This window comes from Aerococcus agrisoli, assembly GCF_003797145.1.
Lineage (GTDB): Bacteria > Bacillota > Bacilli > Lactobacillales > Aerococcaceae > Aerococcus > Aerococcus agrisoli.
Map to the genome: position 1 here is coordinate 18,623 of NZ_RKMG01000010.1, position 18,955 is coordinate 37,577.

Sequence of the window (18,955 nt, forward strand, 5' to 3'; positions counted from 1 at the left end):
CCAAAAAAGCCCCTTGCTTGTAGTGTCTAGTTGACTCAAATAGCGAGAGGCTTATTTTTATTTGCCTTCTAGTATTGTTTGGCTGTCATAAACACCTGGTGTGTATGTTTTTCCAGATATGAGTTCAGTCATTTCGTTGAAGGTGAAGTGGTCTTCTAGAATCACGATTTTGTCATATCGTTCGAGTAGCGCGCGAAAATCTGCTTCGTCCATCACAAAGTTCTCTTGACCATCAACGTTTGGAGAGTATAGCCAATATTTCCCATAGAACCCAACAAAGTAGTTCTCTACGTCAGTTTGGTTGGTGGAGACAACTAAGTATTTTTCGTTGTTTAGTACCATGTTATTTGGGGTAACTTTTGCATATTCGGCTGCAGTTGAGGCATTAAATTGCGCATTGTTATAGAGTAACCCACCAGATTCGGATAAAAAGAATAACGTAGACACAAATAGTAAAAAAATACTCGATCCTTGATACAATTTTTTTGTTTGGATATTTTTATAGGATTTGAAATTACGTTTGGCAACGTTTTGCTCATAAAGTGAGTAGTCAATTTCCCATGCTAGGAACATCATGGCCAAACCTAATGCTAAAATCACGATGGATGAGGCATAACGATCAAAGCCAGCTAAATATAAGGCTTCTTCGGTTGGCATGGAAAACAGGAACATAGCATAAATCCCTAGGTAATAAACAATGACTATCACGTCTATAAATAATAATTGCCAGAGTATCGGATTCTTCCTTTTCACTTTAAATCGAATAATTATATAGGCGACAATCATAATGATTTGCGTCAATATTATCCCTTGCGTTGATAAGGTTTGCAAGCTAGTGATGGTTTTCATAAATAATTGCGAAATTTGTTCTATAACGGTTGTATCCTTTTCGCCAAATATAGATTGGTAAGCTGAAACCGAGACCTCATGTTTAGTAATCGGGAAATTTGCTTTAACGTAAGCATTCCATATCGTGATTGGCAGAAAAGAGAGCCCTGTCGTGACAATGGTATATACAGTAACAATGATTTTATGCTTAGATTCTATCAGTCTTTTTCCCATTACAAATAAATAATAGGCAATGATAATGGCTGCAAAGAAGGTTGCACTCGCCTTAACTAGTGTCAACATCGCTACGACGAGAAATGTATAGAGACTAACTTGTTTGATTTGATGACGCATCCGGAATATTCCTGCAATACCTGCAAGTGTGATAAGCGGTAATAAGAAGTCTACTAGTAAGTTGTTCAAGCGAATCGCTGTGTTGAAATAATTGAAAATGGCAATAACAGAAAACATCATGGATAAAATCATGATTCTACTTTCATCACGGACAAATGAAAACATAGCGTAGATACAGGCTACGATAATCATGAATTGTCCTATCATCATGATGTGTTCATTAAACCCGGCTACTTGCGTTGCAAAGTAGAGGAAGAGTGATGAACCCATGGGATACGACGTGTAGGCAATAATGGTGTCGTTGACAGTTGGCAGACGATCCTCAGTGAATAAGAATTTTACAATGACTGCCCAATGGGAATAATTGTCGTAATGGTTTAAATGAATTTGGGTCAAGATACGGATAAACATGGCCGAGAATAAAATAATCCATGTACCGAGAAAAGTCATTTTCCAATTTTTATAACTTTTGTTTTTGATTTGGAGATAAATGGTCCACAAACCATAAGCTAAGCCAAATAAAATTAATATATTCGACGCTTGGGTTAGGAATTGGAAATAGGCTGCCGTATACAGAACAAGCACGATAAAGGCAGTTGCTGCTATCCAAGATGTTTTATGGTAGAGACCACATACCCTGGTGAAAAAATTGGCATAACCAAACAGAACGAAGATAAATAAAGCTATTCCTAAAATCATGCATCATTCTCCCCTTCCCCTGTTGATTGTTGCGTCATAAATCGGTCATGGTGCACCCATTCTGCTAGTAGTTTTTTGAAGTTTTCTGTATAGGCAATATCTTGAATATTATCTATTTGATAGGTCATTTTCCCAGATTCATTTTTATGTAGGTAAGTTAATTCAAATGGTACCTCGTCAATCACTAAATGCAACTGCTTTTGTGGCATGATTGTAATCGCCGTGTCTAGTTGACTAAAAGACAATGTTTCAAAATTAAATCGGTCTAATTGGTATATATTGCCGTCATTCGTAATGATTTGATTGGTTTGAATCACAGGATACAAGGGCTGTGCCTCTTGTGTTCCTTGTTTTTGATTGGGTTGCAGATGTTTTTCAATATTAATAAGGAAGGCATCGATAATCGTTGTCATCGGATCCATCGTTTGACGCAAGCTCTTATTAAAGCCATCGTATATGATTTGTAGATACGTTAGATAAGCTTCTTCGTTTTCCGCGTTATTTTCATTCAACTCTACACCATAGTAAAATTCAGGACCTTTTTGCCATACACGGACAATACAACCAACGAGACTCGTTGTGTTTTCTCCTTTACGCAGGGTGAAATGTAGGTCTTCTTTAGCTGGATAGTAAATCGGATAATCGGTCACGAATGACAGGCCTGTTTCTGAAATATCGTTGGTAACGAAATGACCAGTTGCACCATAACTTGAGACTTCGATATCAATACTCATAGCAAAGCGTTCAGCAGCTCGGTAGATTGGGCGCCCTAGATAGTACAGAACAGCGAACGTTAAGTTGACAATATGCGATAAAAGCCAAAATGTAATGACTGATCCATAGGCAATCTCAGAACCAAATTTACCGTAGTTGAATGTGACTACCCCAAATAATGCTAAGGCCAACATAATGGCGTTTGGCAAAGCATATAGCATATCTTTACGCGACTGGTTGGCATCTTTATTGGTAACTTTAAAAGATGTTTCTTTAAGTCCGATAGATTGCATAAAGATTGGAATAACCAGATACGGTGCAAAAATTGTCTCCTGAATTTCACCCCACCTAGACGTTCTTAAATCACTAGATACATCTTTCATGACTAATTGAATTAAGGCGTAACTTGGTAACCAAATTGCTAATAGAACCCAGAAGTTGGTATCTACCACTCTAATACCAAAAACGGTAAACAGGATTGGCGCAAAAATATACAGAATACGGCGGAAGAATGACCACCAATATAAGTATGAATTGATATAAACAAATCGTTGTGCCATGGTCAGTTTCGGGTTGGTAAATGCGCGAATGTTATAGACACTTTGGACAACCCCTCTCCCCCATCTAATCCGTTGTTTTAGGATACTTGGGATATCGGTTGGGGTTAAGCCAGAAGCTTTGGGTTCTAAGGTTGATAAGTTTTGGTAACCGGCCATGTTGATTTGTGCACCAAGTTGAAAGTCTTCAGTGATGGTGTTGGTTGGGAAACCACCTGCATCGACGATAGCTTGACGGGCAATCATGGTATTTGATCCGGTATAAATAGCTGCACCATGGGCATTATGGTAGACGTTGACTTCACGTGAGAAGAAGTCTTGTTCATTTGGAATATCCACTTCTGAGAATAGATTGAATTGGAATGAATCCGCATTGTAGAAGCTTTGAGGCGTTTGTACCAGGCCAAGAGGCTTGATGTCTTCCCCTGCTTGTCTCCGTTTGGCGTTGTCTACAAAATACGGCACGGTTTCGGTTAAGAAGTCGGAATAAGGAATCATGTCGGCGTCAAAAGTAGCCACTAATGGCGAATGGCTGTTGGCTATGGCGTAGTTGAAATTGCCAGATTTGGCATGTTTATTATTTTTCACACCTAAATAATCGATACCAAATTTGGCAGCAAGTTCTTCCATTTCGACGCGTTCGTTGTCGTCGGCGATGTAGATATGGACTTTGGATTTGTCAGGATAGTGCATACGGGTAGCACTGTTGATGGTTTTGGCCAGCAAGTCAACACCCTCGTTATGGGTGGCGATGAGCACATCGACATCAGGATATTCGCTTGGGAATATTTTGGGCTCGATTAAGGGTTTGGCGGAGTTTTTGCTCCAGATTAAAAAGACAGCGGTGAAATTGGAAATGATTTCGCTGATCCAAAGTAGTATCCCAAAAATAAGTGCGAATAGAGATTCGTTGACCGGCAATGTATATAGGCCACGCCATACCAGGTAGATGACGGTGGTGATGATTGTTAGAATGTATAGTATTCGGCGTTTCATTCGTTCATATTTCACGGCTAAACCTCCTTGAAAATGAAGTTTTTTTGTACATAGTAGCTGAGTACGAATAATAAGGTGTCCACGATGACTTTGACTGCAACGACTTCTTCAGACTGCAAGATTGCATGTACGGCGTAGACTAAAACCGCTGAAAGGCAGATTTGTACGACTACTAATGCATAATATTTTAATAAACTATATGGTGTGTTGCGGGCGAAGACGAATTTTTGGTTGACGTAATAGTTAAATAACGACGATATGGCACGAGATCCGATTGATGCGAATAAGATGCTGGCAAAATCGAGCTGGTTAAATAGGTATATCAGGATAGAATAAGCCACAATATCAACGATGAATGATGATATGGATGACAAGATATATTTGAAGACGACACCGTAGATTGCGATTGAATCGGCAATGATTCTAAAATGCGATGAAGCATTACCTTCGATATAAGTTGTCGTGATGGGTTGGCTATAGATTGGCCATCCTTGCTTTTTGGTTTCAATTAGCATGTTGGTTTCGTATTCGAAGCGGTCACCGTCGACAGTTTGTAGGACTGGTAGGAAGCTACGCGGGATAACGCGGAGTCCAGTTTGGGTATCCTCGATTTCGATGCCCGTGGTCCATTTTAGGATGTTACGCGTGATGACGTTACCAAATTTGCTACGGAACGGGATCTTTTCGTCGAACTGACGGGTGCCAAGGATTAGTCCATCTGGGTGTTGATCAGACATTTGAATAGTTTTAACCATATCTTCGTAGGAATGTTGACCGTCAGAATCGATGGTAACCATTTTGTCGATTTCTGGCTCGTTTTTGATGATGTGGTCCATGGCGATTTTTAAGGCTGCACCCTTACCTTGATTAATTGGCCGATAAATGTTTGTTGTGTTGTAGTTTGTTTCGGCTTCTTGGAAAATGTGCTTGAAGTCAGGCCCTGATCCATCATCGATGATTAAAATAGGAATTTTCGTGTCCTGTTGACGGATGGTGTCTAACAGGTGAATTAATTTTTGGTCTGGTTCTAATGATGGGATGACGATCATAGGTCTTGACATGGCAGTTCTCCTTTGGTGGTCTGGTGCTTTATTGGTTGGGGTTGGTCCGTTTATATATTTAATTTACACTTTCAAATTAGTCAAAATAAAAAATGGTATGACTTAAGAGGATGTCTCGCTGCTAGTCATACCATTATTTAGTATTTTTGACGTGAAAGGTACTCTATTTCCAATAGAAAATTATAATTGCATTCGGGGGGTTAGGCAAATTTTAAGAAGCATATTTTTAATGGTTTTTGAATTTAGTGACAAATGTCACTTTTTTATTTTTGGTGAAGTATTGAAAAAGGACTGGCCTGAGCCAGTCCTTAGCTTTTGGATGTTTTGATTTGTGATGAAAAAGGACTGGCGCGAGGCCAGTCCTTTTCATTATGATTTTAGGTTCTATTTAATGTCGCCGAAAACGTCTAGCATGACTTGTTAAGAACTTAACAGAGAACTTTTCATATGAGAATGATATTTCCATAGATATTAATCCTAGTTATCATTCTCATCTATGAATGATGATAAATGTGGTACTCAAAACATGCCCGGAAGGTTTAAATTTTTCCTCTCAAATCTTCTAAGCGACTATGATATATATTAGTCACCATTATTATGCCTAATCGCACATAAAACTTCTTTTTCTGTTCATCCCACTGATTACGTTCGTCAATTGCTTGTGGGGAACTATGTCTAAATACTTGTGTTTCATTTCGAAAACGTTTAATATCCTCGTTACTAAAATATTTATAAAATATATTTGGTTCGATTGTGACGAACTCTTTATTTGTTTTTAATAAGTATTCAATTGAATTATTCAAATTCACTAATTGATCATCTAAGGAAAATGTATGAAAATCGCCTTTATTCGTTGAAATATGGGCTATCATGTCTAAAATATCTTCTGAAAAAAGGAACACAGGGTTATCATTTTTTCTAACTATAGTTAAATTATCAATTAATTCTCGTCTATCAGACCAAAGAATTCTATCCGTAATTCCTGTTTCTTCTTTAATTTTAGATCGTATCATATCATATCCAAAAGATTTTAAATCTGTCTGATTTTCGATGACATTAGGAAATTCCAAAATGTAATAATCATTTTCTTTTAACCATTTAATTATTAGTGAATATTCATCAAAATCTTTCTCCGTATAATCGCTACAAATAACAGATTTTTCTTTTGTAGATTTAGGTTTCAAAGTTTCTTTAAATGCACCTATAACAACATCATCATTTTCATAAGTGTAGTTTTCAAGATAGATCATTTTACACCTCCAAAAATACTGAAATTAATAATTAAAGAATCTCCTAGTTTTTGTAATTGTATAATATATGTGTATGAGTTTTCAAAAAAATACCTCATGTCACAAAATCTTTCTGTGACATGAAGTATGAATTTTTTATCTAATGTCGCCGAAAACGTCTAGCATGACTTGTTTAAATGCTTGGTGGTCTACGACTTCACATACACGTGCGTTTGGTGTTTTGTGTAGTTGATGTGTTAAATCGACGATGTTGTGGCCGCGAGTGATTTCGCCTTTGGTTTCGACATCAACGAAGTAGTCGTTAGATTGGGTCATGATTTCTTCGTTGGCTGCAATAGCTACGGCTAATGAGTCTGGATGTGTGATGCCGTCAAATAAGTGTTCAGAGTTATTGGCTTCACGGACAAATCCGTTAACGTCCATGTAGAATTGAGAACCTTTTGTGTTTAAGGCTGCAATTTCTTTGATTTCAGCATCGTCCATCACGCCGTATTCAATGGTCATGTCCCATCCAATCATGGTGATTGGTGCGCCAGAACCGAATACCATTTTCGCAGCTAATGGATCAATGTAGAAGTTGTATTCGGCTGATACGTTAATGTTACCAAGTGAGTTATTGATACCGCCCATGATCCACAAGTGTTTTATCTTAGTGGCGATTGATGGATCTTTTTTCATCGCCATAGCAATGTTCGTTAATGGCGCAATAGCGATAATTTCAATTTCACCTGGATTGGCGTTAATTGCATCCACTAAATAGTCAACTGCATGTTGCGTTTCAGGTTCTTGTTTTGGTTCGGTGATAACCAAATCACCCATACCAGCATTTCCATGAATGTTTTCGATGGTGTCATGTTTTTCGGTTAATAAGGCATCGATTGGTTCTTCGTAACCCTTGTAAACTGGGACTTTGTAGTCAGGATTGAATAGTTCAACTGTGTAAAGTGCGTTGCGGACTTGATTATCAAATTGGACGTTACCACCTGCAATGGTAATCCCTTCGACCTTAAAGTATTTTAAAGCTGTTAAAATGGCAGTTGTGTCGTCGCCAGCTGTATCTGTATCAATAATTACTCTACGCATGTAAATGATGCCTCCTAATGTATTTAGGAACATTTTACCATTTAATTTAATTTATTGTGCGGAAATTGTGGAAATTTTAATAAAATAGGTGCAAGTAGACTTCGATTTGGAAGATACTTACACCTATACTTGGTTATGCTTTTTTTCTTGAATTTTTTACTGCGTTAGATAGCATTTGGAATTGGCCTCTGAATGTTGTGAGGTCGTCGAATAAATCTTCGCCATCGTTTAACATCTTGACCGTTACCCATCCTAGGCTGGCAGTAAGTCCACTGGCTACGACGCCATTAACTGCTGCACCTGTTACACTACCAACAACTGGGACCATTTTCATTAAATTTCCGACGGCGCTTCGTCCAAAACCAACAAGCACGATTTCTTTGGTTACGGCAGATTTAATATTTTGGGTCCATGTTTGGCCGAATAATTTGTGTAAGCGACCCATCATAGTCAATTGGACTGGTACTAATAGCACTGCATCCGAAAATGGAATTGGTGAACATCCGATAATTGCTGCGGTTAATGTTGCGATGTGAATGGTTGAGAAACACTTTTTACGCACTTCTGGATCCACACCAACTAGGAAGTCTTCAAAAATCCCCTCGTATTGTTCTTTACTATTCGCTAGAATTTTTTCGGCTTGTGCTTTAGATTTGTCAAATGAATTGACAATTATTGTAGCGTATTTTGTTGGGATTTTTTTCAATACCTCGTTGAAGAATGAATTGAATTCCTTTGATTCGCCTGTTTCACTTTCAGTAACTTCTATTGTTGGAGCGTTGGTTGCCTCTTCTTTTTCTGATGTTTCTTGTTGATCAGCTTGTGCTATTATAATATATTCCTCTTGATTTTCTTTGTTTGTATTCATCATAATTCCCCCTTCTATAATAGGCTAAGTATTTTTTACGAATTGTTTTTATTGGCCTATTATATCATTTTAGATATAAGCTGTTGTAGCTTTTTGTGGGGCATTGGTGGTTGGTGAGTATAGGTATTCCTATGTTTGATGGGCATCGTATTAATTCAATTTGTGATTTCTTAGATGAGTTTTCTACTTTTCAAAAAAATATGGAGAGATTTAGCGAATTTTTACGTATATATTCTGTAAGGGGGTGATCAGTTTGCAATCAAATGATAAGTTGTTGCAGTTAAATTTGCTTGTTCTGCGAAACGGCTTTTTGGACAAGTATCAGTTAGATTCTCGACATTATATCCTTTCAGGTTTGTTGGGAGAGGCGTTGTTTTCAGATTTTGTTAGTCGGTATGGTCACAAAAGTTGGGCTATTTATTCGGATTATTGGTTTAATTATGGGAAACGGATGCAGGCTGATTTTCTTTTGGTGACTTCTGAACGCTGGCTAGTGGTCGAGGTCAAGCACTACGATGGTCGGTTTGAGTATAAGGGTAATGAGTGTTATTTGAATGATAAGTTGATGGATGATAATTATTTGCTGGCGATGGATTTGCGAGTGAAGAAAATTCGGCATATGGCGCAGGAATTGAACCAGGATATTGTGGTTGAGGGCTTGTTTGTATTTATTCATGAGAATTCTGAGGCTAAGGTTCATTTGGATTATGCGTTGGATTTTGATGTTAAGCTACGTAATGAGTTAAAGGGATTTCTGAGTCAGTTGAAACGAACTGATAATCGACAGCTTTCTGATGGGCATTTGCGGAAAGTGGATGCGGTTTTAGATAAATATCGGGTAAAGAATCCTTTTCTGCCAAAACCGATAAAGCAGGAGGATTGGGCTGGATTGACTAAGGGTATTAACTGTTGTACCTGTGATAGTTTTGATTTGGCTTATCGTCATAAAACAGTGATTTGTAATGATTGCGGTGCTATAGAGCGAAAGGATGCTGCTATTCTTAGGATGGCTGAACAGGTGCGAATCTTGTTTTATGGTGAGGATTATGCGGTGACGGGTGCTAGAGTTTATGAGTTGTGTGATAAGAGAATTTCGATAAATGCAATTCATAAGGTACTGAGAGATTCTCGAAAATAAAGGCATATTTGGATAAAGATAATGAGGAGGGCTGAGGCCCTCTTTTCATTTTGTTACTGCTAACTTTCCTCTATTTTCTGGACACTTTGGTTTGGGAGATGAATATTCTGGACAATGGTAGAATACTTTTGTTTGTGGGATGCTGTCTTTTATTGGTTAACGATTGATCGATTGGTAGAGGGCTGAGGCCCTCTTTCCTTCTGATTACTGCTGCTTTCTTTAGGGGATAGGTTCGGTTTGGCAAATAAATTAAGAAATATGGGGTTCTTTAATTTATTTACTTAAATAGATTAAAAATTTTGAGATTTAATAATTTATACAGTCAAATAAATTAAGGGTTTTTGGGCGATTAATCTATTTGGCTAAATAGATTAATCGTTCAGCTCGCTTTTAATTTATTGGTTCCGATAGATTAAGAATTTGGAGCTTTTTTAAACTATTCACACATATAGATTAAGACTGCCCTATTTTTGTAATTTATTTTTCAAAATAAATTACTTCAACTCCCGTCCAATCTATATTTAGCGCCGTACACAACAAATAAGTTAAAAATAAATCCTTGACATTAGAAAAATGCGCTTTATAATGAGAAATATATTAGAAATGAATGAAAACTTCATGCAATACACGAAACCGATAATCGAGAGTAGTAGGGAAAGTGAAGTCTGTTTTACAGAAAGCCGCAGGTGATGGGATTGCGACAACAGATTTTTCCTGAATGGACTTGTGAGGGCAGCCTGAAATCATAGTAGGCGCTGACGGAGGACCCTATCCGTTAACACGAGGGCACATATGATAGTATGTGAAACGAGTGGGCATATTTTATGTCAATTTGGGTGGTATCGCAGGAGTATAGGCTCTTGTCCCTTTATATGGGGGCAAGGGCCTTTTTTGTAGCTTAAATTTAGAGAGGATGGACATAATGACAAATCAAACAGCAACTTTAACAAATGAACGTGTAGCAAACGGGGAAACAATTCAAGCGGCGATTGGCCAAATAATGGACGGACATGATTTGGATTTGGCAACGGCGCGTGCAGTTATGGAAGAAATCATGACTGGTGCAGCAACGGATGCGCAAATTGCAGCTTACTTGACTGCCCTTCGTATGAAAGGTGAAACAGTTGAAGAGATTACAGCGTCAGCACAGGTTATGCGTGATCACGCGAAAAACATTACTAGTCCAATCAAGGCCTTAGATATTGTTGGTACTGGTGGTGACAAAGCTTTCACTTTCAATATTTCAACTACGTCTTCATTTGTCATTGCTGCTGCTGGGATTCCAGTTGCCAAACATGGTAACCGTTCATCTTCTAGTAAATCTGGTTCGGCTGATGTCTTAGAAGCACTTGGCGTGGACATCGATTTAACCAATGACCAATCTAAAGAAATGTTGGAAGCCATGAATATGTGCTTTATGTTTTCACAAAAATACCACCCTGCTATGAAGTATGCAGCACCGGCCCGCAAGCAATTGGCAGCCCGCACCATCTTTAATGTACTTGGTCCCCTAGCTAATCCGGCCAATGCATCGATGCAAATGCTTGGTGTGTACGATGTGGCTTTGGTTGATCCTTTGGCAGAAGTATTAAACAACTTGGGTGTTGATAAGGGTATGGTCTTCGGTGGTAATGACGGTTTGGATGAAATCACCTTGACTACTACCAGCGAAGTTGCGGAAATTCGTAACGGCAAGATTACACACTTTACATTTGACCCTAAAGATTACGGTTTTGACTACTGTGAAAAAGGCGATTTGACTGGTGATACACCGGCATTCAATGCCCAAATCACTTTAGATATTTTATCAGGTATGAAAGGTCCTAAACGCGATACTGTCGTATGTAATGCAGGTTTAGCCATTTACCTAGCCAAAGATGACGTGACGATTGCGGAAGCGATTGAAGAAGCGCAAGACTTGATTGATTCAGGGGCTGCTTTAGCGAAATTAGAAGAATTCAAAGCCGCATCATTAGCCTTTACCAAGGAGGAAGCATAAATGATATTAGATAAAATTGTTGTCTCAACCGAAATTCGCGTAGACCAAGCCAAAGCGGCGGTGCCTTTAGAAGAAATGAAGGCACGTGCCCTAGCCAAACCGATTAATCAAGATTTTCCATTTGAAAAAGCTTTAGTTGAAGAAGGCATTGGCTTTATCTGTGAAGTGAAAAAGTCATCTCCTTCTAAAGGTTTGATTTCTGAGGACTTTAATTATTTACAAATTGCCCGCCAATATGAAAATGCTGGTGCCAATGCCATTTCGGTATTGACTGAACCTGACTTTTTTCAAGGGTCGAATCAATTTTTGACCGATATTAAAAATGAAATTGGCTTGCCTATTTTACGTAAAGATTTTGTGATTGATGCCTACCAAATTTATGAAGCTAAAGCCATTGGTGCAGATGCTGTTTTATTAATTGTAGCGATTTTAGATGACAAGCAACTACGTGACTATTTCCAATTGGCCCAAGATTTAGGGTTATCGGCTTTAGTTGAAGCCCATTCAGTTGAAGAATTGGAACGTGCCTTAGCCATCTCCCCTCGTCTGATTGGTGTCAACAACCGTGATTTGAAAACCTTCAAAGTGAAATTATCTAACTCGGTGAAGATGCGTAATCGTGTACCAGAAGATATTTTGTTCATTGCCGAGAGTGGGATTAAAACACGTGAAGATGTCGCAGTCTTAGAAGAAGGTCATGTTGACGGCATTTTGATTGGTGAAACCATGATGTTGGCACCTGACAAACCAAGAAAATTGGCAGAACTTAGAGGTGTCAGCTATGACTAAAGTAAAACTGTGTGGCATCCGGCGTTTAGAGGACGTGGCGATTTTAAATGAGGTGAAGCCTGATTATGCAGGTTTCATCTTCGCACCGTCGAAACGCCAAGTAGGAGTTGACGAGGCAGAGGCTTTACGTCAGGCACTGGATCCATCGATTCCGGCAGTGGGTGTGTTCGTGGACGCAGATCCCCTTTTCATCAAAGAAGTTGTTGATGCGGACATTATTCAAGTTGTACAGTTGCACGGGCATGAGGATGCTATTTATATAGAAGAAACTCGTCGATTAATTGGCGATGTGCCGATTGTGCAAGCGGTTCGGGTGGCGAGCCCAGATGATGTCCATCTTGAGACGACGGCGGATATGGTGCTGTTCGATGCCTATTCTAAGGGCGTGCAAGGCGGAACGGGACAACAATTTAACTGGGACTATTTGGCGGGCGTTGACCGCAAATATTTCCTAGCTGGTGGATTGAATCCAGACAATATTAGAACGGCGATTGAGACGGTTCGGCCGTATGCGGTGGATATTTCCAGTGGGGTCGAGACGGATGGTGTGAAGGACGCGGCGAAAATTCGCGCGTTGATGGCAAGAATTCAGGAGGTTAGCTGATGGCAAATTATTTTGGTAATCATGGTGGGCAATTCATCCCGGAAACGTTGATGAATGCAGTGCAAGAGCTTGAGGAAGCTTATGCATTTTATAAGGAGGATGCGGATTTTAATCGCGAGTTGAACGACTTGTTGGCGAATTACGCAGGACGCCCTTCGCTATTGTATTATGCGGAAAAGATGACCAAGGATCTTGGTGGTGCGAAGATTTACTTTAAGCGTGAAGATTTAAACCACACTGGTGCCCACAAAATTAATAACGTCTTGGGGCAAGCTTTGTTGGCGAAGAAAATGGGTAAAACGCGACTAATTGCGGAAACTGGTGCCGGTCAACACGGTGTGGCGACAGCGACGGTTGCGGCTTTACTCGATATGGACTGTGTGGTCTACATGGGTGAAGAGGACACCATTCGTCAAGCCTTGAATGTGTACCGTATGGAACTCTTGGGCACACGCGTTGTGGCTGTGACGTCGGGTACGCGTACACTGAAAGATGCAGTTAACGAAGCCATGAAGGACTGGGCTTCGTCTTTTGAAAATACCCATTACGTGATTGGGTCTGTGATGGGACCAAATCCCTTCCCTACTATGGTACGTGATTTCCAAAAAGTGATCGGTGAAGAAGCGCGAGCACAAATTCTTGCTAAGGAAGGCAAGTTGCCTGATGTCGTGATGGCTTGTGTTGGTGGCGGTTCTAACGCCATTGGTATGTTCTATGATTTCATCAAGGATGAAGATGTTCGCTTGGTGGGTTGTGAGGCTGCGGGTCGCGGGGTACATACCAAGGATACTGCGGCGACCATCGCTGTGGGCACCCCGGGTATTTTTCACGGTATGAAATCCTACTTCGTGCAAGATGATTACGGTCAAATTGCGCCTGTTTATTCGATTTCGGCTGGTTTGGACTACCCTGGTATCGGTCCTGAACATGCCTATCTGCATGACATTGAGCGTGCGGAATACGTTTCGGTGACTGACGATGAAGCGGTTGACGCGTTTGAATACTTATCACGGACTGAGGGCATTATCCCAGCGATTGAGAGTGCTCACGCTGTAGCCCATGCGAAAAAGATTGCGGGCGACATGGATCCGGACGAGATTATTGTGATTTGTTTATCAGGGCGCGGGGACAAGGACGTTGCTGCGATTGCCCGCCACAAAGGAGTTGACTTACATGAGTAGAATTAGTGACGCATTTAAGGGTAGCAAAGCCTTCATCCCCTACATTACGGCCGGAGATCCAACTCTGGACGTGACCAAGGCGACGATTTTGAAGATGGTGGAAGCCGGCGCGGATATGATTGAAATCGGTATCCCCTTTTCGGATCCAGTTGCTGAAGGACCAACGATTCAAGCGGCTAGCGAACGAGCATTGAAGAATTTTGTGAACGTGGACCAAGTGTTTGAAATGGTGGCTGAGTTGCGAGAAACTGTTGAAATACCGCTGATTTTCATGACCTATGTGAATCCGATTTTCGTATATGGGGTCGATAAGTTTATGGCCCGCTGTAGTGCGGTCGGCGTTGATGGCGTGATTGTGCCTGATGTGCCTTTTGAAGAAAAAGGCTTGCTGGCTGGTGCTTGTACGGCGAATGGTGTCGACTTGATTTCTATGATCGCCCCATCGTCTGAGGACCGGATTGCCATGATTGCGAGCGAGGGTGAGGGCTTCATTTATGTGGTGTCTTCGCTTGGTGTGACTGGTGTGCGTAGTGACGACAACTTTGAAAGTAATATCGATAGCATTGTGGCGCACATCCGCACCGTGACTGATGTACCATGCGCAATTGGGTTTGGGATTTCGAATCCTGCGCAGGCAGCGGCTATGGCCGAGATTGCGGATGGTGCGATTGTTGGATCAGCTATCGTGAACATTGTGGCTGCTGAAGGTGCCGGCGCGCCTGAACCTGTGTATGACTTCGTGAAGTCGATGGCGGATAGTGTGCATGGGGTTGGTGTTGAGGGGTAGAATTGGGGTTGATGCTCTAGTGGTTGGTGAGTTTGTATGCAACTACTGATGACTGGATAAGCCAGATTACAGAATACTGATCCATTCGGTAAGGAGTTCTAATTTTTTACACAATGGAATTATATTCTGTAAGATTTTGAATATATTTACAGAATCCAAATTTATTCTGTAAATTTCAAATTCGAGATATTCCCAATAAAATGATAATTGTAGGATTGAAGTTAGATCAAAACTTTAATCCTACTTTTTTGTTTTTATAATTGGATTTCTTGCCAATTCTACCCTCCTGGCCCTCACTCATGAAAATTTTACTTATTTTTTGTAAGCGTAATTCTTGACTCTTTCGCAAACTGCGTTTATAATCGTAATCATTACGATTCAAATTCGAATTAATTATTTGCAATTTATATATACAATACATATCTCAAAACAGGAAGGAAATTACATGGCAAAGAAATCTAAAATCGCAAAAGCAAAGAAACAAGCAGCAACAGTAGCAAAATATAGTGCACAACGTGAGGCTTTGAAAGCAGCTAAGGACTACGTTGGTCTAAGCAAGTTACCACGCGACGCGTCTCCTACGCGTTTACGTAACCGTGATGCAATCGATGGACGCCCTCGTGGCTACATGGGTAAATTCGGTATCAGCCGTATTCGCTTCCGTGAATTAGCGCACGAAGGCAAGATCCCTGGCGTAACAAAAGCTAGTTTCTAATTTATAAATAGTGGAACCAGTAATCCTCTAGTCGGGATTACTGGTTTTTTTTGTTTTTATGTGGGAGGAATTGAGAAATAAAAACGTATATATTCATTGAGGTGGTTAAATGATTGATAACCTGGAAATGAGACAGTTGGAAATTCTTGATGTTAGACTTCCATCTTTGGATAATGAACAAAAACGTAAATTATATAGACTTCAGAGCGGTGTCAAAGGTGAAAACTTATTTTTAGAAATGGTTCAGAAATACGGTCATCCAAATTGGAAAATCTATAGTGATTACTGGTTTAGCTATGGAAAAAGGTTACAAGCTGACTTCATAGTCATTACCGATAATCGATGGCTTGTTGTGGAGGTCAAACACTACGACGGTCTCTTTGAATACATTGATAATGAATGCTATCTTAGTGGTAATCTACTGAATGATAACTATTTAGCAACTATGGATTTACGAATTAGACATATTCGACATATGGCACACGAAATCAATACGGGAATTAAAGTTGAAGGCTTATTTGTTCTTATTAATGAAAATTCGGAAGTTCACGTTCAACATCCGTTTGACTTTGACATTAAATTAAAAAATGAATTGAAGCGCTATTTTACGGCTTTGAAAAATTCGGACATTAAACCAATAACCCAAAATTATGCGCAACAAATTCAAAATGTATTAAATAAATATAGTGCTGGTACACCCTTCCTACCCAAAGCAATTTCTGATTCTGTTTGGCAGGAACTGAAGAGAGGCATTACATGTGGTCAATGCGGGTCCTTTGGAGTTAATGCGAAATATCGTTCTTTAGTTTGCTCGATTTGCAATGCTACAGAGTCAAAGGAACAAGCTCTTATACGTATGATAAATGAACTAAGATTGCTGTACTATGGTGCTGAAGACATGATTACTGGCGGTAGACTTTATGAGTATTGTGATAAGAAAATTACGAGCAGAACTGCATACCGAATCTTGGAGTTCTATAATAAAGGAAAGTATAAGAACAAATAAAATGAAGAGGGCGTCCGCCCTCTTTTCATTTTGAAGCTCTTATTTACAATCATTCTTTTTAGAGCTGCCTTACATTGATTGATTATTTTATTGGTCTTTTGTAGGTTAGTACCCTAGGCAGCAATAGTCCATAATTTCTAGGTTTACTTGCTAAGAAACAGACATCATTTCCGTATTCAATCATCAAATTATGATAATGAAGAGGGCATTCGCCCTCTTTTCATTTTATAGTCCATCAATCTATTACTCAGCAGATTAGCCTAGTGAAGATTGGAACTCCCAATTGTCAATGTTTTGGTATTTTGTGAAAATTGACAGGTTCAATTATCAATTTTTCCGAATTTCGTGAAAATTAAACTAGCCAATTATCATACTTTTTTAAGTCGATGAAGATTGGCACTTCTAATCTTCAAAAATTCTGAACCTTGTGAAGATTAAAATTGTCAATTTTCACGATTTTTCCTTTTTTTGACAATTGGGAGTCTCAATAAACAATACTAAGCCATTTTGTGAAGATTGACTTTTTCAATTGTCAATCTTCTAATATCGCACCAGATCCACCCCTTCCCACAAAAAAAAGAAGCTAGCCCTAAAGCTAGCTTCTCCGATAATGAATTGCTTATTCAACCGATACCAAGAAATGGTAAACTGGTTGGCCACCGTCAACGATTTCGACTTCGATGTCTTCGTTGGCAGTTTCAACTGCTTCAGCGATTGCTTCTGCGGTTGCTTGATCAGTATCTTCACCAAAGATTAGGGTTACTAATTCTTTGTCTTCGTCGATCATAGCGTTGATCATGTTGATTGTTTCTGTTTGAAGATCTTGGTCTTCAGAAACGATCTTACCATTTACGATACCCATAAAGTGGTCTTTGTGGATTTCTAGGCCATCAACGGTTGTGTCGCGGACTGCAACGGTAATTTGACCTGAACTTACGTTGGCCATTTCGTCTACCATTGCTGCTTTGACGTCTTCAAGTTTGCCTTCTGGGTTGTAACCTAACATGGCTGTTAACCCTTGGGAAATGAATTTCGTTTCTATGACAGCTGCTGGGATTTCAGATACTTCAACTGCTTGGTTGGCAGCCATGATGATGTTCTTGTTGTTAGGCAAGATGATCACTTGGTCTGCATTCGCGTTGTTGATTGCTTCTAAAATATCATTTGTTGATGGGTTCATTGTTTGACCACCAGAAATGATTGATTTAACACCCATGTCTTTGAACAAGTTTTCGATACCAGGGCCAGCTGCAACAGCAATAACCGCTAAGTTAGAGTGTTCCACGGCCTTTTTAGCATCAGCTGCATCACTATGATCGTGAGTGGCACCTTTGCCTTCTAGGATATCATCATGTTGTAGACGCATGTTGTCGACTTTGATTTTCACTAGTGAACCAAATTTTTGGCCGTAGTTCATTACTTCGCCTGGTTGCTCAGTATGAACATGCACCTTAACAATTTCGTCGTCGGCAACTACTAATAGTGAGTCACCAATACCGTCTAAATGGTTACGGAATGTATCGTAATCAAATTCATCCGTAACTGTTTCACCGTCACCAATTTTCACCATGATTTCAGTACAGTAACCAAATTTAATGTCTTCAGAAGATACTGAATGTGATGTATTGAAGAAGTTTTCTTGGTGTGCTAATTCAGTTACATTGGCTTGAGATGGGTTTGATGATTTCACTGGAATAGATTCACCTGTAAGCGATTCTAAGAAACCGTGATATACATAAACTAATCCTTGTCCACCTGAATCGACTACGCCAACTTCTTTTAATACTGGCAATAAGTTTGGTGTATTTTCTAATGAAGTTTGTGCTTCATCCAGAACAGCTGTCATAACTTCAATGATGTCATCTGTTTCTTGGGCTTTCTTGATACCTGCTGCTGCTGATTCGCGTGCGACAGTTAGGATAGTCCCTTCAACTGGTTTCATCACTGCTTTCACAGCTGTATCAATTCCGCGTTGGAAGGCATTTGCGAAGTCTTCAGCGTTGATGACTTCTTTGTCTTCGATAGCTTTTGCAAAGCCACGGAATAGTTGAGATAAGATAACACCTGAGTTACCACGTGCACCCATTAACAAACCTTTAGCTAAGTCTTGTCCGACTTCGCCAACAGTTCCTGATTGTTGTTTAATTACGCGTTCAATACCTGATGTGTATGTCAAATTCATGTTTGTCCCTGTATCACCATCTGGTACTGGGAAAACATTCAATGAATTCACGTATTCAGCATTCTCATTTAGACGGTTTCCACCGACTTCAAGCATTGATATGAACGCTTCAACGTCTAATACTGTTCTTTTCACCTAAAATCC

15 protein-coding genes and 1 other annotated feature are annotated in these 18,955 nt (G+C 39.7%); of the genes, 8 read left to right on the top strand and 7 right to left on the bottom strand.

Going from position 1 to position 18,955, the window contains the following annotated elements; genetic code table 11:
- Positions 1-57: 57 nt before the first annotated feature.
- The 6 genes from EF384_RS04400 to EF384_RS04425 all read right to left on the bottom strand — a co-directional run bounded on the left by EF384_RS04400 (position 58) and on the right by EF384_RS04425 (position 8,413).
- Complete coding sequence (locus EF384_RS04400) at positions 58-1,881, bottom strand: lantibiotic ABC transporter permease (RefSeq protein ID WP_123779776.1); 1,824 nt, start codon at positions 1,879-1,881, stop codon at positions 58-60.
- Positions 1,878-4,163: a glycosyltransferase family 2 protein gene (locus EF384_RS04405; protein ID WP_233570033.1), complete on the bottom strand. Its 2,286-nt coding sequence runs from the start codon at positions 4,161-4,163 to the stop codon at positions 1,878-1,880. Before EF384_RS04405 ends, EF384_RS04400 begins: the two co-directional genes overlap by 4 nt.
- Before the next feature lie 2 nt (positions 4,164-4,165).
- Complete coding sequence (locus EF384_RS04410) at positions 4,166-5,209, bottom strand: bifunctional glycosyltransferase family 2/GtrA family protein (RefSeq protein ID WP_123779777.1); 1,044 nt, start codon at positions 5,207-5,209, stop codon at positions 4,166-4,168.
- Positions 5,210-5,748: 539 nt separating this feature from the next.
- Positions 5,749-6,459 (bottom strand): hypothetical protein, encoded by a 711-nt coding sequence (locus EF384_RS04415; RefSeq protein ID WP_123779778.1) that lies wholly within the window; start codon positions 6,457-6,459, stop codon positions 5,749-5,751.
- 135 nt (positions 6,460-6,594) lie between these two features.
- Complete coding sequence (locus tag EF384_RS04420; RefSeq protein ID WP_199729718.1) at positions 6,595-7,542, bottom strand: nucleoside hydrolase; 948 nt, start codon at positions 7,540-7,542, stop codon at positions 6,595-6,597.
- Between the two features lie 133 nt (positions 7,543-7,675).
- Entirely contained in the window at positions 7,676-8,413 is a 738-nt protein-coding gene (locus EF384_RS04425) for a YcjF family protein (protein ID WP_439647008.1), read from the bottom strand.
- A 250-nt stretch (positions 8,414-8,663) separates the two neighbouring features.
- Here EF384_RS04425 and EF384_RS04430 point away from each other — a divergent pair, with 250 nt between their 5' ends.
- The 8 genes from EF384_RS04430 (at position 8,664) to EF384_RS04465 (ending at position 16,629) form a co-directional block, all read left to right on the top strand.
- The gene (locus EF384_RS04430) at positions 8,664-9,548 is read left to right on the top strand and encodes a nuclease-related domain-containing protein (RefSeq protein ID WP_158607408.1); all 885 of its coding nucleotides are present in this window, start codon (positions 8,664-8,666) and stop codon (positions 9,546-9,548) included.
- A gap of 627 nt (positions 9,549-10,175) precedes the next feature.
- Positions 10,176-10,419: a binding site (T-box leader), on the top strand.
- A gap of 51 nt (positions 10,420-10,470) precedes the next feature.
- Entirely contained in the window at positions 10,471-11,547 is a 1,077-nt protein-coding gene (trpD, locus tag EF384_RS04435; RefSeq protein WP_123779781.1) for an anthranilate phosphoribosyltransferase, read from the top strand.
- The gene (gene trpC / locus EF384_RS04440; RefSeq protein ID WP_123779782.1) at positions 11,548-12,336 is read left to right on the top strand and encodes an indole-3-glycerol phosphate synthase TrpC; all 789 of its coding nucleotides are present in this window, start codon (positions 11,548-11,550) and stop codon (positions 12,334-12,336) included.
- Entirely contained in the window at positions 12,329-12,940 is a 612-nt protein-coding gene (locus EF384_RS04445) for a phosphoribosylanthranilate isomerase (protein WP_123779783.1), read from the top strand. The genes trpC and EF384_RS04445 overlap by 8 nt, the downstream gene beginning before the upstream one ends.
- A complete protein-coding gene (gene trpB / locus EF384_RS04450) occupies positions 12,940-14,121 on the top strand; it encodes a tryptophan synthase subunit beta (RefSeq protein ID WP_123779784.1) in 1,182 nt (393 codons plus the stop codon). Before EF384_RS04445 ends, trpB begins: the two co-directional genes overlap by 1 nt.
- Positions 14,114-14,908, top strand: coding sequence for a tryptophan synthase subunit alpha (gene trpA, locus EF384_RS04455; protein WP_123779785.1), 795 nt, complete (start codon positions 14,114-14,116; stop codon positions 14,906-14,908). The genes trpB and trpA overlap by 8 nt, the downstream gene beginning before the upstream one ends.
- A gap of 445 nt (positions 14,909-15,353) precedes the next feature.
- The gene (gene rpsN, locus EF384_RS04460; protein WP_123779786.1) at positions 15,354-15,623 is read left to right on the top strand and encodes a 30S ribosomal protein S14; all 270 of its coding nucleotides are present in this window, start codon (positions 15,354-15,356) and stop codon (positions 15,621-15,623) included.
- A gap of 109 nt (positions 15,624-15,732) precedes the next feature.
- Positions 15,733-16,629, top strand: coding sequence for a nuclease-related domain-containing protein (locus EF384_RS04465; protein ID WP_123779787.1), 897 nt, complete (start codon positions 15,733-15,735; stop codon positions 16,627-16,629).
- 619 nt (positions 16,630-17,248) lie between these two features.
- Here EF384_RS04465 and EF384_RS04470 read toward each other — a convergent pair.
- The gene (locus EF384_RS04470; protein ID WP_123779788.1) at positions 17,249-18,946 is read right to left on the bottom strand and encodes a DAK2 domain-containing protein; all 1,698 of its coding nucleotides are present in this window, start codon (positions 18,944-18,946) and stop codon (positions 17,249-17,251) included.
- Between the last annotated feature and the right edge of the window lie 9 nt (positions 18,947-18,955).